Origin of the sequence: Aureimonas sp. N4, assembly GCF_001463925.1 — a bacterium.
GTDB classification, from domain to species: Bacteria; Pseudomonadota; Alphaproteobacteria; order Rhizobiales; family Rhizobiaceae; genus Aureimonas; species Aureimonas ureilytica_A.
On record NZ_BBWS01000036.1, the window covers coordinates 1 to 25,542 of the forward strand.

Annotated in this window: 23 protein-coding genes and 1 pseudogene; 12 read left to right on the top strand and 12 right to left on the bottom strand. The window is 66.4% G+C overall.

Annotation, left to right across the window (positions count from 1 at the left end; all coding sequences use genetic code 11):
• Window positions 1–619, top strand: a pseudogene (locus AUL28_RS23005) (hypothetical protein); the annotation flags it as partial.
• 55 nt (window positions 620–674) lie between these two features.
• Here AUL28_RS23005 and AUL28_RS10710 read toward each other — a convergent pair.
• Window positions 675–1,337, bottom strand: a complete 663-nt coding sequence (locus AUL28_RS10710) for a TetR family transcriptional regulator (protein WP_062232307.1) — start codon at window positions 1,335–1,337, stop codon at window positions 675–677.
• 319 nt (window positions 1,338–1,656) lie between these two features.
• Here AUL28_RS10710 and AUL28_RS10715 point away from each other — a divergent pair, with 319 nt between their 5' ends.
• On the top strand, window positions 1,657–3,891 hold the full coding sequence (locus tag AUL28_RS10715) for a putative bifunctional diguanylate cyclase/phosphodiesterase (RefSeq protein WP_062232309.1): 2,235 nt from the start codon (window positions 1,657–1,659) through the stop codon (window positions 3,889–3,891).
• 790 nt (window positions 3,892–4,681) lie between these two features.
• Here the strand turns inward: AUL28_RS10715 and AUL28_RS10720 are convergent.
• On the bottom strand, window positions 4,682–5,683 hold the full coding sequence (locus tag AUL28_RS10720) for an SDR family oxidoreductase (protein WP_062232311.1): 1,002 nt from the start codon (window positions 5,681–5,683) through the stop codon (window positions 4,682–4,684).
• 362 nt (window positions 5,684–6,045) lie between these two features.
• Here AUL28_RS10720 and repA point away from each other — a divergent pair, with 362 nt between their 5' ends.
• The 7 genes from repA (at window position 6,046) to AUL28_RS22635 (ending at window position 10,610) form a co-directional block, all read left to right on the top strand.
• Complete coding sequence (repA, locus tag AUL28_RS10725) at window positions 6,046–7,254, top strand: plasmid partitioning protein RepA (RefSeq protein WP_058633972.1); 1,209 nt, start codon at window positions 6,046–6,048, stop codon at window positions 7,252–7,254.
• Window positions 7,251–8,282 carry a plasmid partitioning protein RepB gene (repB, locus tag AUL28_RS10730; RefSeq protein ID WP_062232313.1) on the top strand — a complete coding sequence of 344 codons (1,032 nt, stop codon included), beginning with the start codon at window positions 7,251–7,253 and terminating at the stop codon, window positions 8,280–8,282. The genes repA and repB overlap by 4 nt, the downstream gene beginning before the upstream one ends.
• Window positions 8,279–8,446, top strand: a complete 168-nt coding sequence (locus AUL28_RS22630) for a hypothetical protein (protein WP_156419962.1) — start codon at window positions 8,279–8,281, stop codon at window positions 8,444–8,446. Before repB ends, AUL28_RS22630 begins: the two co-directional genes overlap by 4 nt.
• Before the next feature lie 149 nt (window positions 8,447–8,595).
• On the top strand, window positions 8,596–9,453 hold the full coding sequence (locus tag AUL28_RS10735) for a hypothetical protein (RefSeq protein ID WP_062232315.1): 858 nt from the start codon (window positions 8,596–8,598) through the stop codon (window positions 9,451–9,453).
• Window positions 9,454–9,880: 427 nt separating this feature from the next.
• Window positions 9,881–10,090 (top strand): hypothetical protein, encoded by a 210-nt coding sequence (locus AUL28_RS10740; protein WP_062232317.1) that lies wholly within the window; start codon window positions 9,881–9,883, stop codon window positions 10,088–10,090.
• Window positions 10,087–10,347 (top strand): hypothetical protein, encoded by a 261-nt coding sequence (locus AUL28_RS10745; protein WP_062218665.1) that lies wholly within the window; start codon window positions 10,087–10,089, stop codon window positions 10,345–10,347. The genes AUL28_RS10740 and AUL28_RS10745 overlap by 4 nt, the downstream gene beginning before the upstream one ends.
• A gap of 125 nt (window positions 10,348–10,472) precedes the next feature.
• A complete protein-coding gene (locus AUL28_RS22635) occupies window positions 10,473–10,610 on the top strand; it encodes a hypothetical protein (RefSeq protein ID WP_156419963.1) in 138 nt (45 codons plus the stop codon).
• Between the two features lie 208 nt (window positions 10,611–10,818).
• On the opposite strand, the gene AUL28_RS10755 is transcribed toward AUL28_RS22635, so the two are convergent.
• The 5 genes from AUL28_RS10755 to AUL28_RS10775 all read right to left on the bottom strand — a co-directional run bounded on the left by AUL28_RS10755 (window position 10,819) and on the right by AUL28_RS10775 (window position 16,100).
• The gene (locus AUL28_RS10755) at window positions 10,819–11,835 is read right to left on the bottom strand and encodes a carbohydrate kinase family protein (RefSeq protein ID WP_062232322.1); all 1,017 of its coding nucleotides are present in this window, start codon (window positions 11,833–11,835) and stop codon (window positions 10,819–10,821) included.
• 6 nt (window positions 11,836–11,841) lie between these two features.
• Complete coding sequence (locus AUL28_RS10760; protein WP_062232325.1) at window positions 11,842–12,846, bottom strand: hypothetical protein; 1,005 nt, start codon at window positions 12,844–12,846, stop codon at window positions 11,842–11,844.
• 38 nt (window positions 12,847–12,884) lie between these two features.
• Entirely contained in the window at window positions 12,885–13,664 is a 780-nt protein-coding gene (locus AUL28_RS10765; RefSeq protein ID WP_058601438.1) for an ATP-binding cassette domain-containing protein, read from the bottom strand.
• Window positions 13,661–14,719, bottom strand: a complete 1,059-nt coding sequence (locus tag AUL28_RS10770) for an ABC transporter permease (protein ID WP_062232327.1) — start codon at window positions 14,717–14,719, stop codon at window positions 13,661–13,663. The genes AUL28_RS10765 and AUL28_RS10770 overlap by 4 nt, the downstream gene beginning before the upstream one ends.
• A 373-nt stretch (window positions 14,720–15,092) precedes the next feature.
• On the bottom strand, window positions 15,093–16,100 hold the full coding sequence (locus tag AUL28_RS10775) for a sugar ABC transporter substrate-binding protein (protein ID WP_062232443.1): 1,008 nt from the start codon (window positions 16,098–16,100) through the stop codon (window positions 15,093–15,095).
• A 558-nt stretch (window positions 16,101–16,658) separates the two neighbouring features.
• Between AUL28_RS10775 and AUL28_RS10780 the strand changes: the two genes are divergently transcribed.
• Window positions 16,659–17,894, top strand: a complete 1,236-nt coding sequence (locus AUL28_RS10780; protein WP_062232329.1) for an ROK family protein — start codon at window positions 16,659–16,661, stop codon at window positions 17,892–17,894.
• A gap of 85 nt (window positions 17,895–17,979) precedes the next feature.
• On the opposite strand, the gene AUL28_RS10785 is transcribed toward AUL28_RS10780, so the two are convergent.
• The 3 genes from AUL28_RS10785 to AUL28_RS10795 form a co-directional block, all read right to left on the bottom strand.
• On the bottom strand, window positions 17,980–18,771 hold the full coding sequence (locus AUL28_RS10785; RefSeq protein ID WP_082640390.1) for an inositol monophosphatase family protein: 792 nt from the start codon (window positions 18,769–18,771) through the stop codon (window positions 17,980–17,982).
• A 50-nt stretch (window positions 18,772–18,821) separates the two neighbouring features.
• The gene (locus AUL28_RS10790; RefSeq protein ID WP_062232331.1) at window positions 18,822–19,721 is read right to left on the bottom strand and encodes an ROK family protein; all 900 of its coding nucleotides are present in this window, start codon (window positions 19,719–19,721) and stop codon (window positions 18,822–18,824) included.
• A gap of 261 nt (window positions 19,722–19,982) precedes the next feature.
• Window positions 19,983–21,173 carry a serine hydrolase domain-containing protein gene (locus tag AUL28_RS10795; protein ID WP_156419964.1) on the bottom strand — a complete coding sequence of 397 codons (1,191 nt, stop codon included), beginning with the start codon at window positions 21,171–21,173 and terminating at the stop codon, window positions 19,983–19,985.
• A 284-nt stretch (window positions 21,174–21,457) separates the two neighbouring features.
• Here AUL28_RS10795 and AUL28_RS10800 point away from each other — a divergent pair, with 284 nt between their 5' ends.
• Window positions 21,458–22,459, top strand: coding sequence for an AraC family transcriptional regulator (locus AUL28_RS10800; protein ID WP_062218654.1), 1,002 nt, complete (start codon window positions 21,458–21,460; stop codon window positions 22,457–22,459).
• An 11-nt stretch (window positions 22,460–22,470) separates the two neighbouring features.
• Here AUL28_RS10800 and AUL28_RS10805 read toward each other — a convergent pair whose 3' ends face one another.
• The gene (locus tag AUL28_RS10805; protein WP_062232334.1) at window positions 22,471–23,226 is read right to left on the bottom strand and encodes a DeoR/GlpR family DNA-binding transcription regulator; all 756 of its coding nucleotides are present in this window, start codon (window positions 23,224–23,226) and stop codon (window positions 22,471–22,473) included.
• A gap of 113 nt (window positions 23,227–23,339) precedes the next feature.
• Here AUL28_RS10805 and AUL28_RS10810 point away from each other — a divergent pair, with 113 nt between their 5' ends.
• Window positions 23,340–23,939: an NUDIX domain-containing protein gene (locus AUL28_RS10810; RefSeq protein WP_062232337.1), complete on the top strand. Its 600-nt coding sequence runs from the start codon at window positions 23,340–23,342 to the stop codon at window positions 23,937–23,939.
• A 70-nt stretch (window positions 23,940–24,009) separates the two neighbouring features.
• Here the strand turns inward: AUL28_RS10810 and AUL28_RS10815 are convergent, their stop codons facing one another.
• Window positions 24,010–25,344, bottom strand: a complete 1,335-nt coding sequence (locus AUL28_RS10815; RefSeq protein ID WP_062232340.1) for an NAD(P)/FAD-dependent oxidoreductase — start codon at window positions 25,342–25,344, stop codon at window positions 24,010–24,012.
• Window positions 25,345–25,542: the final 198 nt, after the last annotated feature.

Below are 25,542 nucleotides of genomic sequence, written 5' to 3' on the forward strand. Positions count from 1 at the left end.
GTCCTGGACCGAGCGGCGCTGGTGCGGCGAGAACTACGGGGCCGAGACCGGCGAGATCGACGACATGCCGGGCAACGACCCGTTCTATACCTGGGGCGCGATGCTGCCGCTGATGGCGGTGGGCGAGATCATGGACATCAACCCCTGGGACGGCTGGGAGCTGGTGAACGACGGGCAACCCGTCCGCCTCGGCCCGCTCGCCAGCCCCGCCGGGCCGGTCAGCGTCGAGGTGGCGGATGGTCGGCTCGCCCTCCATGCCTCGGGCGGCGCGCTCCTCTTCGCGACGGATTATCCGGGGCGTCTTGCCCATGTCTGCGTCGAGGACGCCGTAGTCTCCATCACCTTCGCGGAGGGCTCGACCACGCCCGTCACCTTCCGCCTCGGCCGCGAGGCCTCCGCCCGCCTCGTGCTGGCTCGCCTCGGCGATCAGGAGATCGAAGCATGGCTGGAAGACGGATGCGCGGTCGCGGAGTTCGCCAGCGTCGAGGCCGGCGCGCGGCTCGACTGGCATCTCACCCCCGCGAGCTATTCCTGGCCGCGCCCTGGCCCCGCCGAACCCGCGCGCGCACCCGCGCCGGAAGCCGTCCGGGTGCGGTCCTGGCGGCCTCCGACGCGGTAGGTCTCGGCCGCACCGCGGATGTAGCTCTTCGACCGATAGGCGCGTCCGCTCGAAATCAGCGGATGCGCAACGCGCCGAGCACGGCGTCGGCGATCATGCCCTTGTGCCGGGCGCGGCGCGTGGGCTCCGACAGATTCACATCGAAAATGGCCCCGAACGTGTGCTGGTTCGAGACGCGAAAGAAACAGAACGCGCTGATCATCAGATGCACGTCGATCGGGTCGAGATCGGCGCGAAAAAGACCCGCCGCCCGGCCCCGCTCCAGAATGGCGCCCAGCATTCCCGTCACACGCTCGTTGATCTGCCGGATGGCCGGCACGTCCACGATATGTTCGGCCCGGTGAATGTTCTCGATGGCGACGAGACGGATGAAGTCGCCATGCGCGTCGTCATTCTCGAAGGTCCGGTCGATCAGGGCGCGCAGCGCGCTTTCGGGGTCCAAACCGGCCAGGTCCAGTTCCGCTTCCAGAGCGCGAACCTCGCCATAGGCCTTTTCCAGAACGGCGAGATAGAGGCCCTCCTTGGAGCCGAAATAATAATAGATCATCCGTTTGGAGGTGCGCGTGCGCTCGGCGATCGCGTCCACCCGCGCGCCGGTCAGCCCGTTGGCGGCAAATTCCGCCATGGCGACCTCGATCAGCTCCGCCTTGGTTCGCTCGGGATCGTTGGTGCGCGTACGCTCGAGGCCGGAGCGGCGCGGCAGCTTCTCAGCATCCATGACAATGCCCCGTTCGGCGCTGGCGACCCAGTGCTCTTCCCCCAATCGAACCGGATCGTTCAATCATGTTTAGGCCGATGCGGAAAGCCTCGAATGCCCCTCTCCTATCCATAAGTCTTCGCAACAAACGATAGGAGAAACCGGATATGATCGTAAGTTATTCATAGACACTTATTTCGCCGACTTGCGAACAACTCTCGATCCAGTTTGCCTTACAAGATTTTTTCAAGTCTAATGAGCGATGATGCCGCAGGGACGCATGAGCGCCATCAACCTCATCATGGGAGTGGTGATCGATGCATAGGGCGGGATCAGCGGCGTGACGTTCAAGAGCGGCAATCCGGAGGTATTCCGGCTTCTCGGCGAACATGCCGGCGTCGGCCTTTGGGATTGCCTCGTCGTCGACGGCGATCCGCTCGGGCCCGACTCGTTCTGGAGTTGGTCCTCGGAATATCGACGTCTGACGGGCGTCACGATGGAAGAGATGCCGGACGGGGTTCGCCCGCGCAGCCATCGATATCACCCAGACGACGCTGAGGCCACGACGGCCGCCTTCCTGAACGCCGTCGCCGATTCCGGGCCGATTTCCCGTTACGATATAAACTTTCGGATGTTGCATGGCGACGGAGCCTATCGCTGGTTCCGTGCGATCGGCAACGTCACCCATGACGCGGCCGGCATCGCAACCCGAATCTGCGGGGTGCTGATCGATGTTCACGAAAGTGAAACGGCAGCGGAACTCCAGCGGCACGCGAACCGCGAGGTGAAGCGCCTGGCGCAGGCCCATGCCGCCAGCCAGGAGCGCTTCCGCCAGATCGCCGCAACCTCGCCGGACGCCATCGTCTGCACAGACAAAAACGGGATCATCACCTTCTGGAACGACGCGGCCACACGCGGCCTCGGCTTCACCGCGAGGGAGATGATCGCGCGAAATATCCTGATCCTCGTTCCTCCCGACATGAGAAGCGCAAGCCATCATCTGCGCCGCCAGCTCATGGAGTCCGGCAAGGTGCACGAACTCGACGCCCTGCATCGCGACGGGCGGCGGATCAGCATCGATATCTCCCTTTCGACCTGGCTCGAAGACGACGAGCCCTGTTTCGGCTTCATCGGCCGCGATGCGTCCGAACGTAAAGCCAAAGAAGCCCTTCTGGCCGATCTCGCTCGCCGCGATCCTCTGACGGAGCTGCCCAATCGCGCGGCGCTCGACTATTGGATCGAGGCCCGTCTGGCGGAAGGCTCGCCCTTCTGCGTTCTGATGGTCGATCTCGACGGCTTCAAGGAGGTCAATGACACGTTCGGCCATGAGGCCGGGGACGCGGCGCTGAAAATCGCCGCGGAGCGAATGGCCGCCTGTTTGAGGGACGGCGACCTGCTGGCACGCTTCGGCGGCGACGAATTCGGCATCGTTCTGACCGACGGCGACGAAAGCCGCGCCGCGTCGGTCGCGGGAGCGGTGATCCGAACGGTGTCGCTCCCGATGGAGATCGAGACCATGCAGGTTGCGATCGGCGCAAGTGTCGGCATCGCCGTCGCGCCCAGGGACGGACGCCACGCAGCCGCGCTTCTATCGGCGGCCGATGTGGCGCTCTACGCCTCCAAGAAAGGCGGACGAGGATGTTTCCATCGCTTCACGCCGCAGCTTCGACAGAGGGCCGTCTTCAACGACTCCATCCAATGCCAATTGCGCCGCGCTGTCTCGAATGGCGAATTCGAGCTTTTCTATCAGCCGCAATATCACATATGCGATCACCGGATGATCGGCGCCGAGGCGCTTTTGCGCTGGCGCCATCCCCGCGAAGGACTGGTTGCGCCCAACAGCTTTCTGCCGAGCCTGGAGCGAAGCGTGTTCGTCTCGCATGTCGGGGATATCGTGCTGGAGAAGGCTTGTCGGCAGGCTGCGAACTGGCGCAGGCTCGCGCCCGACTTCCGCATGGCCGTCAACCTGTTCGCCGTGCAGCTGCGCGATCGGAACTTTCCCGGGCGGGTGAGCGCCATCCTGGCCCGGCATGGCTTGCCCGCCGCCGCGCTCGAGCTGGAGCTGCCCGAAACGCTGCGCCTCCACATGACCGCCGATATGACCGCCGTGCTGTCCGAGTTGACGGAGATGGGCGTCGGGATCGCGCTGGATGATTTTGGCACCGGCCACGCCTCCCTTTCCCATCTTCAGCATATTCCGCTGACGCGGCTCAAGATCGACCGCTCCTTCGTGCAGGGCATGATGAGTTCCACGGTGGACGCCGCGGCAGTGGAGGCCATTCTCCTGATCGGCCGACGCCCGGGCGCGAGCGTCGTCGCCGAAGGAATCGAAACGCAAGAGCAGGAAGAACAGCTTTTGATGGAGGGCTGTTCGGTCGGCCAAGGCCATCTCTTCGGTCGTCCGATGCCCGCCTCGGACTTCGCGGCCCGTTTTCTGTCGCAGAGCCTCAAACATAGCCCTTCGGATCGGCCGACCGAGTCTATCCTCGGTGCTGAGGACAACGCCGCTCGCCCGGGCAGCGGGCAGCTGCCCCCCTCCTGTCTCGTCCTCGACGCGCGCTCGCTTTTCCAATGAGACAGGCTGCAGACGGGTGAACCGTTCGGAATCGCACTTCCCCACGCTCGCTGGCAGAGCGGAGCGAAGGCAAGGGCTCCACCGACTCGCCGAGTTTTCCAAGCAAGACCGAATTCTCGGTAAGACTCGGCGTCGGACAGTGAGCGCGCCTCGCCGGGGCAGATGGTGGATTGCCGCTTCCGCCCAACCGGTAGCGTCGCGTGTTTTGAGAATCCGAGACGTTCATCACCGATGCCCTCGCCGCATACGAAAACTAGCGAGGCCGACGCACACGACTTCGGCCTTGCCTGACCGGCATCATGCAGTTCTGACAGGCGCTTGAAAGTTCTCTTTCCCGGTGGCCCGCAAGGGAGGAATGCCGTGATAGAAGCCGGTTGACGCACGTTCGAAAGAGTGGACCGAACCGATGGACGGCTTCGCTTTGCCGCGATGAAGGCGCTCAAAGGGGCACTCCGCTCCGTGGCCTATCCCCTTCCCCGTGATCTCGACCTCGACCGGCCTCTTGCCTCGATCTCCTCCGCCCTCCCTTTCGGAACGCTCGGCGTTTCATTGATCTCGGCAACGAGGCGAAGACGACGCCGATCTCCAGCCCCGCGCCACTGGCCATCCTCAACGCAGCCGGCCTCTCACACCAGAAGCCCGCAGCGGTTGCGAACTCGAGACGCCCAACTCGGCTCGGCGGATCATTTCGCCCTGCGCCACAGCACCGGCCCAGCGCAGCGGCGAGAGCCGCACACGCCCTCAACCGAACCCACACCCCCGCTTGCGTCGCAGCGGGCCGACCGTCCGCTCAGAAACGCGAGCGATGGGACAGCCGTGCTAAAGCCGTACGCGCGGCGGCACCGGCCAGAAATAGACCGGCGAGCGCCCCGACCTTCAGAGCGTCGACTTGGCTGCGCGTCAGAAACTCGTGCCGGACGCGGTGCGCACGTTCGGTGCTCGGACCATCGATCCGCGCCGGCCCGCTTCCCGGCTCAACCAAATTGCCGTCACGCGGCGCCATGGGCTCGCCCAACTGCGCCTGCCGCATTCCGGCGGCCTTTCGATCCGCGAAGCCGGGCGCCAGGCGCTGAGCCAACGCCATCATCCACGTGGAGCGGCCGACCCAGATCTCTCGCTGAGGGTTGCAGACGGCCGAGTAGACCGCCTCGGCGCAGAGGCGCGGATCGAACAGCGGATCGGGGATAACCTGCGCGTGGCCCGTCTTGTTGCGCGCCCAGGTCGGCTGGGGCGTGTTGACGCCGGGAAGATAAATGACACTGAGCGTTACGGGAGACCGCTCCGCGATGAGTTCGGCGCGCAGCGAATCCGTGAAGCCGCCAACGCCCGCCTTCGCCCCGCAATAGGCGGCCTGCAAGGGCGCGGACCGAAAGGCCAGACCGGACGAGACCTGCACGATGGCGCCCCGCCGCGCGGGACGCATGACCCGAAGGGCAGCCAGCGTTCCGTAGACCTGCGAAAGATAGGTGGTGGCGGTCACGCGCGCATATTCGTCCGGCGTGATGTCCCAGGCCGGCGCGACGACGGTGGACATGGCATTGTTGATCCAGGCGTCGATCCCGCCGAACTGCGAAACAATCCGATCGGCCGCCGCATTCACGGCGGCAGCATCGGCCACGTCGGCCGGCAGGATCAGGACCGTCCCGCCCTGCGCTTCCAGTTGCCGCTTCGCGTCCGCTAGTCGTTCGGCCCCTCGGGCGATCAGCGCGACGCGCCAGCCGGCGCGTACGAAGCGCTCGGCGATCGCCAGCCCGATCCCGGCGCTCGCGCCCGTGACAACCGCAGTCTTCATTTCGCATTCCCTTCGCGACGATGGCCTCGGCGTGAGAATGCGCGGCACGGCCGTCCGTTGCGTCCTGTAGGGAGAGACGCGGCAGCGGAGTTCCGGCCTCCCGATTCGCCCGGTCGCCACGGTTGTCAGGTGACAACGGGGAACCGATTCTTTTCTGTTGAGTCGTTGATCGCTCGGTCCGGGATGCCGCATCTTGGCCGAAGATGCGTGTCATCGACGACACGAAGCCCTGTGATTTTGCTGGATTTTCGGCTGTCAAGCCCATCCACAGGGGTGACTTGCGACTCGGAATGAAACATGAGCAAATGCCAGACGGAAAAATGCCGTCTGACGCCGGTATTCCGTCTGAGATCGAGAGAACCATGAAGCCCGCCCGGCCTGCTCCTGTACCGCCGTCCAGCGCGACGCAGCGAATCACTGATCACGCCGAGCTTCTTTCGGCGCAGTTGCGCTCGATGCGCGATGCCATGTTTCCGCCGACAGCGCAGAAGAGTTTGCGCTCTTTCACATCTGGCGAAGTCGCCAAATTCGTCGGCGTGTCAGACGGTTACCTTCGTCAGCTCTCGCTCGATGGCCTCGGACCTGTCCCCAACTTATCCCCGGGTGGCCGGCGCTCTTATAGTCTCGCTCAGATGAACGAGCTTCGAACCTTCCTCTCCCAACATCGCCCCAAGGAAGCCCTCGGCTTCCTGCCGCGCCGTCGCGCGGGCGAGAAGCTGCAGGTCCTGGCCGTCGCCAACTTCAAGGGCGGCTCGGCCAAGACCACGACCTCGCTTTACCTTGCGCAATATCTGGCGCTGGCGGGTTATCGGGTTCTGGCTGTCGATCTCGATCCGCAGGCATCCCTGTCCGCCATGTTCGGATATCAGCCCGAATTCGACATCGGGGAGAACGAAACGCTCTACGGCGCGATCCGCTACGACGACGAGCGCCGTCCGCTGACGGACATCATCCGCCGAACCTATTTCGACGGGATCGATCTCGTGCCCGGCAATCTCGAACTCATGGAGTTCGAGCACGAGACGCCGCGCGCGATGATGCGCGGCGATCGCGGACGCGACATGTTCTTTCGGCGGGTGTCCGGCGTCATCAACGAGGTCGAGGCCGACTATGATGTCGTGGTTATCGACTGCCCGCCGCAGCTCGGCTTCCTGACCGTCGGCGCGCTGAACGCGGCCACGGGGCTGCTGGTGACCATCCATCCGCAAATGGTGGACGTGGCCTCCATGAGCCAGTTCCTGCTGATGACGGCGGATCTGATGAGTGTGGTTGAGGATGCGGGCGGGCGGCTCGATCTCGACTTCGTTCGCTATGTCGTCACGCGCCATGATCCGAACGACGTGCCGGAATCGCAGATCGTGGCGCTGCTGCGCGGTCTCTTCCGAGAGGACGTGCTCGCCGCGACCGCATGGAAATCCACCGCGATCGCCAATGCCGGCCTCACCAAGCAATCGCTCTACGAGCTGGATCGCGGCTCCGTTGGCCGCGCGGCCTATGACCGCGCGCTGGAGAGCGTCAACGCGGTGAACGCCGAAGTGGAATCCTTGATCCAGGGAGCCTGGGGTCGATGAACAAACGCTCCAAATCGATCGCCTCGATCTTCGCCACGCGGCCGGACGCGGCCCCGTTGTCATCTGACAACGAGGCGCGTCTGCCGCGCGTCTCGTCCGGCTCGGTGCGCTCCATGAAGGAGAGCTTCAGCCAGATCGAGCGCGAGAACGAGACGCTGCGCCAGAGCCTGTCGGAAGGCGCGCGCATCGTCGAGATCGATCCGTTCCTGATCGATCCCTCGCCCTATGCCGATCGCTATCCGGACGACGAGAACGCGGAATCCTTCGAGGCGCTCGTAACGTCGATGGCGGAGAACGGGCAGGAAGTGCCGGTGCTCCTGCGCACCCATCCGCTCGATGCCTCGCGGTTTCAGACGGCCTTCGGCCATCGCCGCGTTCGCGCCGCGCGCACGCTCAATCGCCCAGTGCGCGCCATCGTGCGTGAGATGGACGACGAGGCGCTGGCGCTGGCGCAGGGCATCGAAAACTCGGCGCGCCAGGATCTGACTTTCATCGAGCGGGCGGTGTTTGCCGCGCGGCTGGAGGAGGCCGGCCAAAGCCGGGCGGTGATCGGCCGGGCGCTCAGCGTCGACAAGGCCGAAGTGTCCAAGCTGATTGCCGTCGCGCGCTCCGTGCCCGAACCGGTGCTGCGCCAGATCGGCCGCGCGCCCAAGGTCGGGCGCACGCGCTGGCAGGCGCTGGTCGAAGCGCTGAACGGGGAGGGGGCGATCCAGCGAGTCGAACGCCTCCTGTTCGATCCATCGCCTGGCCTCTCGTCCGACGAGCGCTTTGCCGCGGTGCTGGAAGCGGCCAAACGACGGCCGACGCCCGCCCCGGTGGAGCGCAGCATCATCGCCCATTCCGGGCGCCGGCTGGCGCAGCTCTCGGCCAAGGAGCGCGACACGAAGCTGGTGATCGATCGCGATCTCGGCCTCGGCTTTGCGGATTTCATCGCTCGCCACCTGCCCGATCTGTTCGACGCCTATGAGCGCGAGCGGGGCAATAGCGAGAACCCGGCAGACGCCGGCCCCTCGGAGGATCGGTCGTGACGCGGCGGCGCAGCGGGCGGGAGGGCAAGGTGATGTCACCTGCCAACGCGCCCCTGCGCCGCGCGGCGACGGATTCCAGCAAGGGCTGGGCTGACACAGGGATTGCGGCGGGGAGCGTGATGCGCGCCCTGCCGCATCGGATCGTCAACGAGGAGACGCCATAGGCAAAGAAAAAGGCCCCGAAGCGGGAGCCGCCGGAGCCTTCATCTGTATTCGTCGCTGTTTGCAGGTTTAGCTCTCTCCGATCTCATCGTCAAGCAGAAACGCGGCTTCCCGCCACGGGCTCGCTTTGCCTCGCGCAAGGAGAGAGACCATGTCGGAGGAACATTCCCGCACGCCCCTGAGCGTGCGAGGGTCGGCGCTTGCCCTTTTCAAAGGTCGAGCTGTCGAAACGATGGCGCTTGGCCCGATGAATGCTTTCGAGGACGGGGAGGGGGCCGCGCTCCATCCCGACTTCCTCGCTCGTGCTGCGGTTTGGCGCGACCACAAGGCTGGCCTGATCTCGCTGGGTGAAGCACGCCGACGCTCGGAGCTGATCGGGGCGGATCCGCAGCCACGGCGCCTTGCGACGTCAGCCACGGCCCGCATTCAACACCCCCGCGCAAAGCCTACGACTGCGCCTCGCCATGCCCGCTCGGCGCCACGCGAAAGCCGGCAGTATTCCGGCGCGATGGCGACGACCGCCGCGCGCGACGACCGGCTGACGCCCCATGCCAAGGCCTTTCTCCAGGTTCTGCGCGCGCGCTGCGGCAAGTCGCGACAGACAGCCATTACCAAGGGAACGATGGGCGCGGTCATGGCCCGCTCCGCTCGCACGATCCGGCGCTACCTCGCCGACCTCGTGCGCTTCGGCTATATCCAGCTCGCCGTGCGACGCAACGCGCGTGGGCTGCACCTTGGGCTGACCGTCACGCTGACCGATCTCGTGATGCCTTTCTACGAGGACGCCAAGGGCCTCGCGCGTTGGCTCGCTGAGACGCCATCCGCCGCGGCTCTGCCGTTCAAGGCCGTGCTGTCGCCCGCTCAGACAGGGGTGACAGTCCTGTCATCCAATAACCAATCTCAAATGAATCTTTCTCTCATCCTCGGCCAAGGCAGCAAACCGAAGAGCCTGTTGGCCAAAGAAGGGCTCGGGAGAGAAGCAAGAAAGGCGATCTTGCTGGCCAGATAAGCGGTTCATACGTCGCCAGATGGCAGACGACGCCAGGGGAGAGGCATGATGCCTCATCTCATGGATGACTCACGTTTTGCCAAAGCTGAGAGAAAAATCGAGCAAACAGGCAGTCATGCTCGCTTTTACGAGATGACGCCTTGCTGAAGCCTGAAAGCTCTCTATGTTGTAATTTGAGGGAGCCGCATAAGCCTTCACGATCGATCCGCCGAGCTTTCAACGGCCGGGACGATTTCAAGCTCCAGAACCCGCACAGTCTTCGTTCCTGACCTCATGCTCCGGCCGTCACAGGCTTGGCCGATGCTTGTCGTCGTGCCGCCGTGATGCCTTCCAAAACATCAAACCCCTTCGCCGTCGAGCAATCGAGGTCGAGAACGGCAGCAGCGATAAAAAACGTTGCAGTGCCGGCCTTCAGAAAGACCGTCCCATGACCACATCCAACACAGCCCGCGCCAAGGCCAACAGCTTCTTCAAGCAGGACAGCGCAAAACAGCCGGGGGCCACGACGTTCGAGTCCGTCACGCAGGCTGCCCAGGCGACACGGACCAAAGCCGCTCTTCTGCGCGAAGCCCGCCGCGAGCGCGACGATCAGGCCGCCATTCGCCTTCCCGATCTCACGCAGGCGACAAAGCGATGAGCGCGCCCTCGCTGCCCATCGATTTCGGGCTGCAGGCCGATGTCTTCTGGTCGCAATCGGGACGCCGCCTCGCGCCCAAAGGGGCCATTCGGTACCGCCGCTTCGCTTCGTTGACCGAGGCCGTGCGCTTCGTCGTCCTGGATACCAGCGAGAAGCGCTTCCACTGCGCGATCGACACGCCGGATCATCGCTATGATGGGGCAGAGATCGACGCTCTCTATCGCAGCGCAGGATTTCCCAAGACGCAGGTTCTATGAGGATGGCTGGCCGCTGCCATACGGCTGCGCGAGGCTTCTGGGGCGGCTTGTTCTCAGCCGCGAGAAAGCCGCTTCCTCAGCCCTCCCTCTATGAGGTGAGACACGAGGGTGAGAAGAGCTGGGCGGTGATCCTCTCTTCCACCGGAAACATCATGGTGGTGAACCGCAGACGCATGACGCAGATGCGCCGGGAAGACGCCGAACGGATGGTCGCGGTTCTCGACGGGGCCGATGGTGCGGATATGCTGGCGGTTGGGCCCTGACCGAGGCATCGTCGTCAGCCCTCGCTGTGAATGGCTCTGATTTCCGCGGGGGAGGGAGATCACCTTCCAGGAGAAGCAGGCGGCTAAAAAATTGAACTATAACAGATACTTATGGGGAATTAGACGCGCAAACGCCAAGCCCCGGCGGCAAACCGCAACGGCCCGACATTCGCGCGTGAGATAAGACAGAAACGTCCGTGAGCTGAAGTCAGCTCCGCCAGCCCCAACGGTCGGCGAGGTCGAGGCAGGCGCGCCAGGATTCCACCGTGGCCGTGGTGCCGACATCGCGCAGCGAGGCGGCGGCCGTGGCATGGGCGAGGCGCAGCGCATCGCCCACGTCCCAGCCCTCGTGCAGCGCATAGACGAAGCCGGCGGCAAAGGCGTCGCCCGCCCCGTTCGCGCCCTTCACCTCCGATTGCGGCACGGAGACGGAGGGCCGGTGCGTGACCCCGCCGTTCCGCTCGAAGGCCAGCGCGCCGAGCGGGAAGTGGATGGCGAGGGTCTGCATCGAGCCCTGTTCCATGACCCGCGCGCCCGCCGCCCGGCAGGCCTCGACATCCGTCGCGCCCTGATGCGTCGTCACCGTTCCGGTGATCGCGCCGACCTCGAAATCATTGATCACGAGAAGGTCGAGCGCGCCGAGGCACGGCTCGACAATGGCGCGCAGGCGCTCGGGCGCGATCTGCAGAAGCTCCAGATTGGTCTGGAGCCCGGCGCGCCGCGCGGCCTTCAGCACATGGAGCCAGCCATTGGCCTCGCCCTCCCACGGCCCGTCCATCTTCGCATGGATGCCGGGCAGGCCGAGATGCAGGATGCGCGCGGTGGAGGCGTAGAAGTCGAAATGCTCCGGCGAGAGCAAGGCGCTCGTGCCCTGATGGAAGAGATGCGTGCGCCGCCCGGTGGAGCGCACGCTGTAGGCGTCGGTGAAATTGGTGCGCCCGCCCGGCACGACATGGAAGCCGGCAATGCCGATGCCCGCCGCCACCGCCTGTCGGCGCAGGATCTGGCCATTCTCGTCATCCCCCACCACGCCGATCGTATCGACGGGCATGGCGGGGTCGAGGCGGCGAATGTCGATGCCGAAATTGCAGGCCGACCCGCCGCCTTCCACGTTTTCGGACAGGATCTCGACGACCATGTCCTCTTCCGGCCAGCGCTCGACCAGCTTGTTATGGTCGGCGCACCAGGTTCCGGCCGTCAGAAATCCTCGTCTTGCCGCCTCCATAAGAACTCAGGCTCCCATCTTGAGTGAGGGATCGGTCACTTCGAGATCGTCTTCCAGAGACTTCTTGGAGCGGATGCCCTTCTTCTGGAGGGCGTCGTGATAGCGCTTGGTGGCCTCCTCGGAGGAGACGTCCTCTTCGATCACCAGGCGCATATGGCGCACGATCTCTTCGCAATCCTCGGCGAAGAAGATCTTGCGGCCGAAGAGCGCGACGCGCGCGCCGTATTTCTCGGCCTGCTTGACCATTTCCAGCGTGTCGCGCGTCGTGGACGAGGCCCCGCCCAGAATGCCGACGATGAGATTGCCGGGGTCGTAGGAGGCCAGCTCTTCCGTGGCGCGCGGCCCGTTATAGACGACCTTCAGGAATTCCGGCCGGTCGATCGAGGAGACGCCAGCAAGGCACCGGGCGATCGCGTCATTGTTGTAGGTCGCGAAGTCAGAGCCGGAGGTCTTCACCTCGAACTGCGGATTGAAGACTTCGAGAAAGTGGCGCACGCCCGCCGCCTGCGCTTCGTCGCGGAACTGGGCATAAGCATCCAGCGAGCGGCGGTCCTGATCGAGATCGTTGAAGAAGGTGAGGGCGTAGAGGCCGAGATCGGCTACGGGCTTCACCCGGTCGAGCCGCGCGGTGCGGAAGGGCACGGTCGGCAGGTGCTTGTAGTTCGCCCCGCGCCAGTGCCAGATATCGCTGCCGTCGTTGAGGCGCACGGCGGCGGTCACGTCCGAGCCGTTATAGACGCCCTTCCTCGTCAGATATTCGGCCGAGGACAGCGAGGTCAGCATGATGTCGATGAGGCCGGAAGCCAGCATGCGCTCCATGCCGTCGCGATAGACCTGAAGCGGGCGCATCCGCCCGGTGGGCTGCCCGTCGGCATCCAGTTCCGGCCCACCCGTGCCGGTGCCGAGTGCCATGTCGCCATCCTTGGCGTCGGCGATGATGAAGTCCTTCGGGGTATAATTTCCCTGGCGAACGCGGGTGAGCTTTTCGTCCATGCGCTTGGCGGCGAACATCGGAATGCCTTTCTGAGGAGGGGAGGACGTGGGGGCCGTCAGGCGGCCAGGGCGTCCGTGGGAGGGGTGGCCGCGCCGGTCATGAAGGCGACGACGTCGGACATGGTGAAATCTTTGGGCCGGACCACGGCGAGGCGGCGGCCGAGACGGTGAATGTGGATGCGATCGGCCACTTCGAAGATGTGCGGCATGTTGTGGGACACGAGCACGACCGGCAGGCCGCGTCGCTTCACATCCAGAATGAGATCGAGAACCCGGCGGCTTTCCTTGACGCCGAGCGCGGCGGTCGGCTCGTCCATGATGACGACTCGGCCCCCGAATGCACAGGCGCGCGCCACCGCCACGCCCTGCCGCTGGCCGCCCGACAGGGTTTCGACCTTCTGATGGATGTCCTGAACCGTTGTGAGGCCGAGGCCGGCGAGCTGGCGGCGGGCCTCGGCTTCCATATGGGCGAGGTCGAGATGGCCGAAGAGGCGGCCCGCGAGGCCCTTCTGGCGCACCTCGCGCCCGAGAAACAGGTTCTCCGCGATGGAGAGGGCGGGGGAGAGGGCGAGGTTCTGGAACACGCTTTCGATGCCGGCGCGCCGCGCGTCCATCGGCGTGCGGAAGCCGACCGGCTCGCCGTCGATCAGGATGCGACCCGTGTCGGGCCGCACCGCGCCGGCCAGCGCGCGGATCATGGTGGATTTACCCGCGCCATTGTCGCCGATCACGGCGAGGATCTCGTCCGGCTTCAGATCGAAATCCACCCCGTCCATGGCCACGACCCGGCCATAGCGCTTGCGCAACCCTTGCGCTTCGAGGACGAAGCGGCTCATGCCGAAACCCTCCGGATCCACTGGTCGAGACCGACTGCGACGATGATGAGAAGGCCGACGGTGAATTCCTGCCAGAGCGCGTCGAGCCCCGCGAGCGCCAGACCGTTGCGGAACACGCCGACGATCAGCGCGCCGACCAGCGTGCCGACGATGGAGCCGCGCCCGCCGAAAAGCGACGTCCCCCCGATCACGACGGCGGTGATGGAGTCGAGATTGGCCGAGCCGCCCGAGGTCGGGCTGATGGCTCCGATGCGCCCGATCAGCACCCAGGCGCCGAGCGCGCAGATGAGGCCCGAGATCGCATAGACCGAGAGAAGCGTGCGCTTGGCGTCGATGCCGGAGAGGCGCGCCGCTTCCGGGTCGTCGCCCACGGCGTAGACATGGCGGCCGAAAGCGGTGCGGTTCAGCATGTACCAGACGGCGGCCGCGATCACGAGCATGAGCACCGTGCCAACGGTGAAGCGCGCGCCGGCCACGGTCACGGCCGCGCCCGTCCATTGCAGGAGCGGCGCTTCGCTCGCCACGACCTGCGAGCGGATGGTCTGGCTGCCGGAGACGTAGAGGAACAGCGCGCCGAAGACGCTCCAGGTGCCGAGCGTCACGATGAAGGGCGGCAGGCGCAGATAGGTGACGAGCACGCCGTTGATCGCCCCGCAGCCGAAACCGACGAGCAGCGCCGCCGCGAAGGCTGCCTCCTGCGGCATCCCGAGCGAGACGGCCAGATGCCCCATGACGATGGTGCACAGGATCATGATCGCGCCGACCGACAGGTCGATGCCCGCCGTCAGGATCACCAGCGTCTGCGCGATGCCGAGAACCGCGATGATCGTCACCTGCTGGAGGATCAGCGACAGGTTGAAGGGCTGGAAGAAGCGCGAGCCCACGATCAGGCTGAAGACGACAAGCCCGACGCCGAGCACCACGAAGGGCACGATGGTCGGGTAGCGATGCAGGAGATGTTGCAGCCGGCGGAGCGGCGTGCGGCCCGCCTCCTCGAACTGCGCGAAGCCCTCGCTCGCGGCGGCGGGCGCGGGGGAACCCTCGGAAGCACTCATTGGGAAGCACTCATTCGCTCGGGTCTCCTGACGGAGGGGAGGGGAAAGGGCCGGGCGGCACGGGGGCCGCCCGGCGGCCGACGCTTGGGCCTTGGACGCTGGGAGCCGGGCAAGGCGCGCCGGCGAGAGAAGAAAACAGCGCGAGGCGGTGGCGGCTGCGGCGGACTGGCGGTCGGCTCGGCGTCGGACCTTGCGATCCGACGGCCTCACGAGCGACGGTCGAAACCTCGCGGCGGCCGACTCTCGGCGTGTTGGCCGCTGGGCGGACGGGCGAGCCTGGCGCCACGCCGCCCGCCGGGGGCCGGGGGCCTTTACCGAGCGCTCTCTGCGCGATGCTTAGGCAGCGCTCGGGTCGGACGGCGATACGACGCTCTCAGCCCCAGCACTTCTTCAGGGCTTCGGCGGAGGTGATCGAGTCGAGACCCTGAACCGGCTTGTCGGTGACGAGCGTCACGCCCGTGTTGAAGAAGTCGAGACCGGGCGTCGGCGCGGGCTTCGTGCCGGACTTCTTGAACTCCACGATCGCCTCGACGCCCTTGGAGGCCATGAGCAGCGGATATTGCATGGAGGTCGCGCCGATGACGCCGGCCTTGACGTTCTCGACGCCGGGGCAGCCGCCGTCGACGGAGGTGATGAGGACGCCGCTTTCCTTGCCCGCCGCCTTCAGCGCTTCATAGGCGCCGGCAGCCGTCGGCTCGTTGATCGTGTAGACGACGGACAGGTCCGGGTCCTTCTGGAGAAGCGTCTCCATGCCCGTGCGCCCGCCCTCTTCGGAGCCGTTGCCCCAGTAATGGCCGACGATGCGCTTGTCGTCCTCGTCGAGATAGCGGCTGGGGTCCTTCACGTCGATGCCGAAGCCCTTCATGAAGCCCTGATCGCGCGCCACGTCCACGGTCGGCTGGCTTTCGATCGCGTCGAGAAAGGCGACCTGCGCGCTTTTGGGGTCCTTCACGGTCTTGGCCGCCCATTGGCCGATCAGCTCGCCGGCCTTCACGTTGTCGGTCGCGAAGGTCGCGTCGGCGGCATTGGCGGGGTCGAGCGGGGTGTCGAGCGCGATCACCAGAATGCCTGCCTTGCGGGCCTGCTCCACCACCGGAACGATGGCCTTGGTGTCGCTGGCGGCCAGAAGAATGCCGCTGACGCCCGACGAGATCAGGTTCTCGATGGCGGTGACCTGCGTGTCGTTGTCGCCGTCGAACTTGCCGGCGAAGCTTTGCAGCTCGACGCCGAGTTCCTTGGCCTTGGCCTGCGCGCCCTCCTTCATCTTGGCGAAGAATGGGTTGGCGTCGGTCTTGGTGACGATGCCGATCTTGATCGGGTCCGCCGCGCTGGCGCCAGCTGTCAGGCCGAGGCCGAGGCCGATCAGCGCCGCGCCGGCCATGAGACCGACGAGACGGCGCGCGCGCGAAGGGTTCGATCGAAAATGTTTCGATGAAAAGCTCAAGTCTTCCTCCCCAGGATGACGAACGCGCGCCAGGGCCGAGAGGCCCGGATGGACGCGTCCCCGACCTGCCCCTGACCGGCGGGCAGGCATGCCGTCTGCGATGTCGGGGCTTGGCCCGCGCTTGTGTTCGCGCGGGGACAGGCCCTGTCTCTGTGATGTCGCCGCACGGCCGCGAGGCGAGGCGAGCCCGCCGCGTTCGGACATGCTGATGGGGTGGGGCATCCGCCATCGTGGCGGGCGCCCGGCCGTTGGTCCTCCGGCGGCGAGGGGCTCGCCGCCATGCTCCGGCGCTCTTGTCGGGCCGGTTCGCGCGGCCGCCGTCCGAAGACGCCGGCTGGTATAACGAGATGTTAGGATCGGTTGCCGAACGATTGCAAGCGTCTTTTGTCTAGATTCAGACAAAAGCATGTTGCGCCGCACTGGCCGACGGATTGTCACTGGCGCGACGCCGCCTCCGATTGCATAGTCGAGGCTTCAAGGGCGCACGGCCCTGTTTTGGAAAGACGGATTCTGAGCCTCGCAGCCCCACTGTCCGACACATCGCTCGCCAGTCTCACCGCCTGCGGCTCGGTTCTCAGCACGGTCGCGGCGGCCGGGGAGGGGATCTCGCGCGCGGCCTTGGCCGAGGCGACGAACCTTTCTCGCATGACGCTGGCGCAGCGCCTGTCGGTACTTCAAGCCGCTGGTCTCGTGCGCGAGGAGGGAAGCGCCGTGCCGAGCGGCGGGCGGCCGACGCGGCTGCTCGGCCTCGACCCCGGTGCGGGCGTTCTCCTGACCGCCGACATGGGCGAGACGCATATGCGCTTGGCCGTCACCGATCTCGCGCCGGCGGTGCTGATCCAGGAACTGGTGCCCTTCTCTATCGCGGACGGGCCGGAGGCGGCGATGGAGCGGCTCGCCATGGGCTTCGGCCGGCTTCTGGCCAATCTCGGCGGGCGGCGCTTCGTCGCCGCCATCGGCCTCAGCCTGCCCGCGCCGGTGGATCATCGCCTCGGGCGCGTTTATGGCCCCTCGATCCTCACCGGCTGGGACGATTTTCCTTTGGGAGACTGGCTGCGTGTGCGCTACGACGCACCGGTGGCGGCCGAGAACGACGTCAACCTTCTGGCCATCTTCGAGCATCGCCGGCTGCCCGAACGGCCGGACGATTTCCTCTTCGTGAAGATGGGCACGGGCATCGGCTCGGGGATTGTCGCCAATGGCCGGCTTCAGCGTGGCGCGCGCGGCGCGTCGGGCGATATCGGCCATATGCAGTTTCTGGAGCCCGGCGCGCCGCTCTGCCGCTGCGGAAAGATAGGCTGTTTCGAGGCGCGCGCGGCGGGCTGGGCCCTGGCGCGGGACCTGCGCGCCCAAGGGCTGGAGGCGCGCGACGCGCGCGACGTGATCGCCCATGTCGAGGCCGGGCGGCCGGAGGCCCTCGCGCTGGTGCGGGCGGCGGGGGCGGCGGCCGGCGAGGCGCTCGGCCATGTCGTCGCGGTGCTGAACCCCGAACGCATCGTCATCGGCGGCACGCTGGCGCGCGCGGGTGAAGTCCTTCTGCGGCCGATCCGCGAGACGGTGGCCCGGCGCTGCCTGCCGCTCGCCGTGCGCGATCTCACCATCACGGCGGCGCTGCCCGTGCCCGAAGCCTCGCTGATCGGCGCGGCGCATTGCGCGCGCGAGCTGGCGCTGAGTTCTGCCGGGGTCGACCCGTTCCTAGTCCGCTATCGGCAATGGCTGGAAGCGGCCTGACAGGTTTCCCCAGAACGATTTCGTTTCCAGCGAATCGGGTTGGCCGCTGACAACTCGATTCGCTGATGGGTTCGCCCGCGCCCGCTCAATCCTGAAAGAACATCGCCTCCAGCGCGGGATAGAGTTCGGGCGAGGCGACCACGAGCGCGTTGCCGTTCCAGAGGCCGTCATCGGCCAGGAAGTCGTTCGACTGGCCACCCGCCGCCTCGATGACCGCCAGCGCGCCCAAGCAATCCCAGGAATTGATGTGCCGCTCGACATAGCCGACGAGCCGACCCGCCGCGAGATAGGCGAGCGAGAGCGCGCCCGAGCCGTCGCGGTAGAACATGCCGCCGGCCTTCAAGAGGCGCTCGAAGGCGGGAAGGAAGGTTTCGGGCGGAAGGCGGGTGGAATAGCCGGCGGCGACCAGTCCTTCCTTCACCGAGCCCGCGCTTTTGACGCGGATCGGGCGGCCGTTGAGCTGGGCCTCATGGCCCTCGCCGCCGGTGAATAGTTCGTCGCGCGCCGGGGCGTAGACGAAGCCCATGCGGTTCTTGCCGCCTTGCACGAAGGCGATGGAGACGCACCAGCTCGACATGCCGCTCACGAAAGGCTGCGTGCCGTCGATCGGGTCCACCACCCAGATGCCCTGATCCCCGGCGAACTCCGTGCGCCCGGTTTCCTCGCCCAGGAACGCGTCCTGCGGAAAGGCGTCCGCGATGCGCTCGCGGATCATGGTTTCGACGCCGACATCGGCCTCGCTCGCCATGTCCTGCAAGCCCTTGGAGCGGATGGTGAGGCTTTCGAGCCGGCGGAAATAGTCGAGCGCGAGCGCGCCGGCCTCGCGCACCAGAGCTTCGGCGAAGACAAAGCGCGCGTCGAGTTCGGAAGGCGTCATGGAATTCGGGTCCGTTGCGGGAGGATGAGGAGAACGAGACGAAGCGGCGCTCAGCCGTCCTTCCAGAGCCAGGCGGCACCGCGCACACCGCTGGCATCGCCGTGCCGCGATGGGACGACCGGCGTGTGGAAGACGGTGGAGAAGGTATAGCGCGCGATCATGGGCGGCAGTTCGTCGTAGAGTTCGGGCACGTTGGACATGCCCCCGCCCATGACGAAAATATCGGGGTCGAGCGCGTTGACGACGACGGACAAGCCGCGCGCCACGCGGTCCACATAGCGGGTCCAGAGCAGGCCGGCGAGCCGGTCTCCGCCGCGCTTCATCTCCATGATCTCGGCCGCCTTGCGCTCGGTGCCCGTATGGAGAGCGAACTCCGCCTCGAAGGCGCGGCCCGAGACCCAGGTCTCCAGGCAGCCATGCTTGCCGCAATAGCAGGGGCGGCCGGGCAGTTCGGACTGGTTGGGGAAGGGCAGGGGGTTGTGGCCCCATTCGCCGCCCGAATTGTTCGGCCCGTGATGGGCGCGCCCGCCGACCGCGATGCCCGCGCCCGCGCCGCTGCCCAGGATCACCGCGAAGACGACATTGTGCCCCGCGCCCGCGCCGTCCACCGCTTCGGAGGCAGCCAGGCAGTCGGCGTCGTTCTCGACGCGCACCTCGCGCCCCAGCCGCTCGGTCAGGTCCTTCTCCACCGGGCGGCCGAGCAGCCAGGTGGAACTCGCGCCCTTGCCGAGGCGCGATTTGGGCTCCAGCGAGCCGGGAATGCCGATGCCGATCGTGCCGCGCTGGCCGGTCTTGGCCTCCATGTCGGAAATGATCGCGCCGATCATGTCGATGCAGCCGAAATAGTCGTGGCGCGGCGTGTCGCGCCGCTCGCGCGCCAGCTCGGTGCCATCGGGCAGGAGAGCGACGCCCTCGATCTTCGTGCCGCCCCAGTCGATACCGATCAACATGCGCCTGCCCCACCTCCCCGGTTCGAGCCGGCTCCCGCTGATCGGCCGCACCCTCCTCCCGAAGGCGCTCGCCGGGGAATCCGATTCGCCGGGTGGAGCCTAAGCGAGGCATGGCCGCGCGCAAAGCGCCAAACGCGAAGCGTCCAACGGAAAGCGCGCGAGGCCAATGCCCGCGCACGGGATCTCCAGCGCGGTGATGCGAAACGGGGAACCGGATGCCGTCCGGTGGGGACGGACGGCATCCGGGGGGATACGGAGGCCTCAGGCAGCGCGCGAAGCGCACGTGCGATAGACCTCCGATTCGAGTTCGAGATAGAAGCCCACCGAGGCGGGATCGGCGAAGGGCAGGATCTGCGTCGCCCAGAAGCCGCCGATGCCGTTCTTCCGGTCGATCCAGTAATAGAGATTGGCAAGACCCGCCCAGGCGAGCGAGCCGGCGGGGCGTCCGGTCGGGGCGTCCTCGTCGTTGATCATGAAGGTGAGGGCCCAGGATTTGGGCATTCCGGGAAAGAACTCGGCGTCGTTCGACAGGCTTGGGATCACGCCCGGCAGCGCCTTGATCTTCATGTCGCCGAGCCCGTTGCGCTCGGCCATGGCGACCGTCTCGGGTTTCAGGACGCGCCCATGCGGGCCGTCGCCGTCGTTCAGCCACATGCGGATGAACTTGGCGTAGTCGAGCGCGGTCGAATACAGGCCGTGGCCGCCCATGTGGACTTCCGGGTCCTGCGGCAGCTCGAAATCGCCGAGCGGCGTCAGCACGCCCGAACTGTCGCGCTGGTGCATGGTCACGCGACGCTCGCGCATGGCGGGCGTCATGGTGAAGGCCGTATCCTCCATGCCGAGCCGTTCGAAGACGCGCGTCTTCATCACGTCGCCGAGGCGATAGCCGGTGATGCCTTCGATCACCTGCCCCGCCCAGTCGATATTGGTGCCGTATTCCCAAGCCTCGCCGGGGTCGAACAGAAGCGGCGTGCGCAGCGAAGCGAAGGAGGAGGTGATGACGCTGGGTTGGCCCTGTTCCCTGGCGAGGCGGTGATAGGTCTCGTTGAAGAAGTCGTAGGCGAAGCCCGCCGTGTGAAGCAGGAGCATCCTCGTCGTGATGTCGCGCTCGGGCGCGCGCAGCCGGGGCGTGCCGTCGGCCTCGAACCCTTCGATCACCCGAAGCTCGCCGATGGCGGGCGCATAGGCCCTGGCCGGAGCGTCGAGGTCGAGCCGTCCCTCTTCCACGAGCTGAAGCGCCACAGTGCCGGTGATCGCCTTGGTGGTCGAGAAGATCGCGAAGACGCTGTCGGGCGTCATGTCGGCCTCGCCGCCCAGCGCCCGCTTGCCCGCCGCGCCCTGAAACAGATTGCCCGCGCGATCGGTCACGACGGCAGCAACGCCCGGCACGCCCGGCTTGGAGGCGACGGCACTGGTGAGCACGGTCCCAACGGCTTTCTGCAATTCGGTCATGATCATTCTCCCTTCATGCCGATCGTCGAGGACCGCCGCCCGACGCCCGCTCGGCGTCCTGGGAAACGGCTTCGACAGAGCGCTTACGCTTACGTCAGTCGTGCGCACCGCTCTGTCGGAAACCGGCAGATCCTGTCGATGATCGGCAAAAGATGCCTCTCCGGCTGATCGTCCGGACAACCCTGCCGGTTTGTTAAATACGCTTTCAAGCCGGAGTTGCCGCAGAACCCGTTCGTCCGTTAGCCTGCAAACGATCGAGGTTCGGATTGGAGAAAGGACAGTCCATGTTGCGCGATGCCCTTCTGTTCGACGCGCATGGGCGGGCGATCCGCCAGCACCATAAGGTCTTCTCGAAGGACTGGGACGAGATCGGCGAGTGGTCGCGGCGGGTCTATATGCCCTACGACGTCTCGCCCACCGGAAAGCTGATCCGCCCCCAATCCACCATGCATTCGGCCATGGTCGGCCGCATCATCGTCACGCGCTTCGCCTATGGTATTCCCGTCGGGATCCGTGACTGGTCGCAGGAGGCCGGCAACGCGGTGGTGCTGACCACGATCGGCGGCAATGCCAGCCATCGGCTGGACGATGGCGGCGCGGTGAACACGGGCTACGGCGAAAGCTTCGTGGTGGATTGCAGCCGCACCGACTATCACGTCGATTTCGACCCCGCCCATCTCCAGCTCAACCTCACCATTCCGCACGCCGTTCTGGAACAGGTCTGCCACGACTGGTTCGGCTTCGTCCCGGGCGATGCGCTGTGGCGCTTCAAATGCGGGCTGGGCGGGCAGGGGTCGAGCTGGCTGATATTGATGGACTATGTGATGCGCTGCATCGCCGAAGCGCCGGACCGGCTGGCGCACGATCGCGTGGGGCGCCACCTCGAACAAACGATCTGCGTCCATCTTCTCAACGAATGGGCGTCGCGTGCCGGGCTCGACCTGTCCGACCCCCGCCATGCGCTGGCGCCCCGCGTGGTGCGGGCGGCCGAAGCCTATATGTCCGAGCACGCGGCCGACCTTCCGACCATGGCCGAGGTCGCGCGCGCGGCCGGCACCAGTCTGCGAAGCCTGACGGAAGCCTTTCGCCGGTTTCGCGGCACGACGCCCAGCCAATTCCTGCGCGAGCAGCGGCTCCAGCGCGTCCGGCGCGATCTCGAAACCGCCCTGCCGGGCCAGACCGTGGCCGAGATCGCCGCCGCCTGGGGCTATATCAACAAGGGCGACTTCGCGCGCGCCTATCGCCAGCGCTTCGGCGAAACACCCTCCACTACGCTGCGGCGCTGACGGGATCAACGTCAGGCGGTCACAATCTCCAGCCCGGCGGCGCGCAAGGGGGCGAGTTTCTCATCGCAGACGCTCGCCTGCGTGACGAGGCTTGTGATCTCATGGATCGGCACGATGCGATAGGGCGAGGCCGCGCCGAGCTTTTCCCCCGTGGCGAGCACGATCGTCTCGGCCGATTGGCGCGCGATCAGCCGCTTGATCGATGCTTCTTCGCTGTCGCCCGTGGTCGCGCCCGCCTCAGGGTGCAGGCCCGTGACGCCCATGACATAGACATCGGCGCGAATGCGGGAGATGGCCTCGGCGCAGGTCGCGCCGACCGCGACGATCGAATGCTTGAACAAGCGTCCGCCGATCAGCTCGACCTCCACGAGCGGATGCTGAACCAGCTCGACCGCGATGCTCGGGCTATGGGTGACGATCGTGGCGCTGAGATCGCGCGGCAAGTGGCGCGCCAGCTGCACATTCGTCGTGCCGCCATCCAGAAACACGATCTGCCCCGGCCGGATCAGAGCGGCCGCCGCGCGCGCCAGCGCCAGCTTGGCGGCCGAGCCGCTTTCCTCGCGCCGGGCGAAATCGGCGACGGCCGGCGAGGCCGGCAACGCCCCGCCATGCACGCGCTGCAACAGTCCCTCGCTCGCCAGTTCGCGCAGGTCGCGCCGGATCGTGTCCTCCGACAGGCCGAGTTCCTGCGCGAGGCTCTTGGCCACCACACGACCGTCCCGCAGCAAAACCGCCTGGATCAGCGCCTTGCGTTCGCTCGTCAGCATCGCATCCGCTCGTTGCACGAAATTTCTTGACTCCGCACGATATTGCACGAAACATCGCGCCATTCCAGAGGGCGAGGCGTCCCGCTTTCGCCGCAGCCGGAGACCCGAGCCCCATGAGCATCGCCCATCGTGTCCGCGTGGAGGACGTCACGCTCCTGTCGGACGACTGGTTCGTTCTGAAGAAAACCGTCCTGTCCTACCAGCGCGGCGACGGCAGCTGGCAGCGCATGGCGCGCGAGACCTACGACCGGGGCAATGGCGCGACGATCCTTCTCTACGACCCGGAGCGGCGCACCGTGATCCTGGTCCGGCAGTTCCGCTACCCAGCCTTCGTCAACGGGCACGACGATTTTCTGATCGAGACTCCCGCCGGGCTTCTGGATCAGGCCTCGCCGGAAGAGCGCATCCGCACTGAGACCGAGGAGGAAACGGGTTTTCGGGTGCGCGATGTCAGAGAAGTCTTCGACGCCTTCATGAGCCCCGGCTCGGTGACGGAGCGCCTGCATTTCTTCGTGGCGCGCTACGAGGCAGGCGACCGCGCGTCCGAGGGCGGCGGCCTCCTGGAGGAAGGCGAGGATATCGACGTTCTGGAACTCACCATCGAGGAGGCGATGGGCCTGATCGCGGCGGGCGCGATCCGCGACGGCAAGACGATCATGCTTCTGCAATATGCCGCGCTGAACCTTTTTTCCGCCACGGCGCAGGCCGCGTAATAGCGGGTGGTCACGGGCGGCCCTGGCTCGCCCGTGTCCCTTGGTTTTTGGTGCGCGATCGAAGCGACGCCTACATCATCTCCGGCCGCTTCACCGCCGAACCATCGGAAAAGCGGTTGAAGCGATAGGCGTCGATCTCGATGAAGGGCGTCTCGTTCGTCACCATCTCGCTGGCGAGCCGCCCCGCGCCGGGTCCGAGGGCGAAGCCATGGCCGCTGAAGCCGGTGGCGATGGTGAGGCCGCGGATCGCGTCCGAGTTGGAGACGACGGGCACGAGATCGGGCGAAGTATCGATGAGGCCCGCCCAGGCCGAGGCGACGCCGACGCCCTGCACCGAGGGGAAGTCGGCCACGAAAGCCCGGATCGCCTCCTCCACCAGATGCTTCTGGGGCGCGGGGTCCATGACGCGGGTCTTCTCGAAGGGCGAGATCTTGTCGAAATCCCAGCGGCCCCAGGCATCCGGGCCGTTGAAGAACTGGCCGTTGAGCCGATACTCGATCTTCTTGGCGATCTTGGCCTTCATCATTTCGCGGAATTTCGTGGCGTAGCGAATGCCCTGCGGGGCCAGATTGACGACGCCGTGGCCGGGCACCGCGATCGTGTAGCCGCCGTCGAGGCGGCGGCGCAGCGCGTATCCCGCGCCCGTGATGCAGCCGGCATCGGCCACCTCGGGGATCGGCGTCGTCCAGACCGCCGTGCCTTCGATATTGGCGACGGGCAGGTCGATGCCGTGGCGGCGCAGAAAACGCGAACTCCACGCGCCGCCCGCCAGCACCACCGCGTCCGCCTGGATCAGCCCGCGCTCGGTCCAAACGCCCTTGATCTGTCCATTGGCGATGTCGAGCCCGCGCACGGCGCAGGATTGATGCAGGAACGCGCCCTTGGCCTTGGCGCCCTCGGCAATCGCCGGCGCGGCCATGCCCGGCTCGGCGCGGCCGTCCGTATCGGTCCAGATGCCGCCGATCCAGGCATTGGTGCTGCCCCTCATGCGCTCGCGCACCTCGGCCTGGCTCAGCATCCGGTTGGTGAAGCCGAGGCCCTTGGCGTCGGCGCTCCACTTTTCCCAGCGGGCGTATTCGTTCGGGTCCTTGGTGGCGTAAAGCGAGCCGGTGCGGCGGAAGCCCAGATCCGCCCCGATCTCCTCGCCCAACTCGCCCCAGCGCCGGAGGCTGTACATGGCCAGCGGCAATTCGTGCAGGGCGCGGTTCTGCTGACGCACCCAGCCCCAGTTGCGCCCCGACTGCTCGCCGGCCACCATGCCCTTTTCCAGAAGCGCGACCGAGATTCCCTTGCGCGCCAGTTCATAGGCGGTGGACGCGCCGACAATGCCCGCGCCGATCACCACGACATCGACGCGAGCGGGAAACTCTGCGCTGTTGTGAACCCGTTGAACGTCAATCGGCATGGCTGGTTCTTTCGATCGTCATGGCTATCGCGGCAGCCGCAATGCGGATGGCTCAGTTTGGCCCGCCCATGCCGCTGGATGAGGCCGAATGCTTCTCGAGAACGGCAGGAAATGCCGAAGCGGGGCGTCTAGCTGGCGTCTCGCCCCGCGGCCCCTCGGGGAACGCGCCACGCAAGACCCGCCCACGCGCTTGCCGGG

What these genes read in the sequence shown, in the direction of transcription:
- AUL28_RS10710 (WP_062232307.1), bottom strand. Translation starts at nt 1,337, where the DNA reads ATGGATGCTGAGAAGCTGCCGCGCCGCTCCGGCCTCGAGCGTACGCGC.
- AUL28_RS10720 (WP_062232311.1), bottom strand. Translation starts at nt 5,683, where the DNA reads ATGAAGACTGCGGTTGTCACGGGCGCGAGCGCCGGGATCGGGCTGGCG.
- repA (WP_058633972.1), top strand. Translation starts at nt 6,046, where the DNA reads ATGAAGCCCGCCCGGCCTGCTCCTGTACCGCCGTCCAGCGCGACGCAG.
- repB (WP_062232313.1), top strand. Translation starts at nt 7,251, where the DNA reads ATGAACAAACGCTCCAAATCGATCGCCTCGATCTTCGCCACGCGGCCG.
- AUL28_RS10735 (WP_062232315.1), top strand. Translation starts at nt 8,596, where the DNA reads ATGTCGGAGGAACATTCCCGCACGCCCCTGAGCGTGCGAGGGTCGGCG.
- AUL28_RS10740 (WP_062232317.1), top strand. Translation starts at nt 9,881, where the DNA reads ATGACCACATCCAACACAGCCCGCGCCAAGGCCAACAGCTTCTTCAAG.
- AUL28_RS10745 (WP_062218665.1), top strand. Translation starts at nt 10,087, where the DNA reads ATGAGCGCGCCCTCGCTGCCCATCGATTTCGGGCTGCAGGCCGATGTC.
- AUL28_RS10755 (WP_062232322.1), bottom strand. Translation starts at nt 11,835, where the DNA reads ATGGAGGCGGCAAGACGAGGATTTCTGACGGCCGGAACCTGGTGCGCC.
- AUL28_RS10760 (WP_062232325.1), bottom strand. Translation starts at nt 12,846, where the DNA reads ATGTTCGCCGCCAAGCGCATGGACGAAAAGCTCACCCGCGTTCGCCAG.
- AUL28_RS10765 (WP_058601438.1), bottom strand. Translation starts at nt 13,664, where the DNA reads ATGAGCCGCTTCGTCCTCGAAGCGCAAGGGTTGCGCAAGCGCTATGGC.
- AUL28_RS10770 (WP_062232327.1), bottom strand. Translation starts at nt 14,719, where the DNA reads ATGAGTGCTTCCGAGGGTTCCCCCGCGCCCGCCGCCGCGAGCGAGGGC.
- AUL28_RS10775 (WP_062232443.1), bottom strand. Translation starts at nt 16,100, where the DNA reads ATGGCCGGCGCGGCGCTGATCGGCCTCGGCCTCGGCCTGACAGCTGGC.
- AUL28_RS10785 (WP_082640390.1), bottom strand. Translation starts at nt 18,771, where the DNA reads ATGACGCCTTCCGAACTCGACGCGCGCTTTGTCTTCGCCGAAGCTCTG.
- AUL28_RS10790 (WP_062232331.1), bottom strand. Translation starts at nt 19,721, where the DNA reads ATGTTGATCGGTATCGACTGGGGCGGCACGAAGATCGAGGGCGTCGCT.
- AUL28_RS10795 (WP_156419964.1), bottom strand. Translation starts at nt 21,173, where the DNA reads ATGACCGAATTGCAGAAAGCCGTTGGGACCGTGCTCACCAGTGCCGTC.
- AUL28_RS10800 (WP_062218654.1), top strand. Translation starts at nt 21,458, where the DNA reads ATGTTGCGCGATGCCCTTCTGTTCGACGCGCATGGGCGGGCGATCCGC.
- AUL28_RS10805 (WP_062232334.1), bottom strand. Translation starts at nt 23,226, where the DNA reads ATGCTGACGAGCGAACGCAAGGCGCTGATCCAGGCGGTTTTGCTGCGG.
- AUL28_RS10810 (WP_062232337.1), top strand. Translation starts at nt 23,340, where the DNA reads ATGAGCATCGCCCATCGTGTCCGCGTGGAGGACGTCACGCTCCTGTCG.
- AUL28_RS10815 (WP_062232340.1), bottom strand. Translation starts at nt 25,344, where the DNA reads ATGCCGATTGACGTTCAACGGGTTCACAACAGCGCAGAGTTTCCCGCT.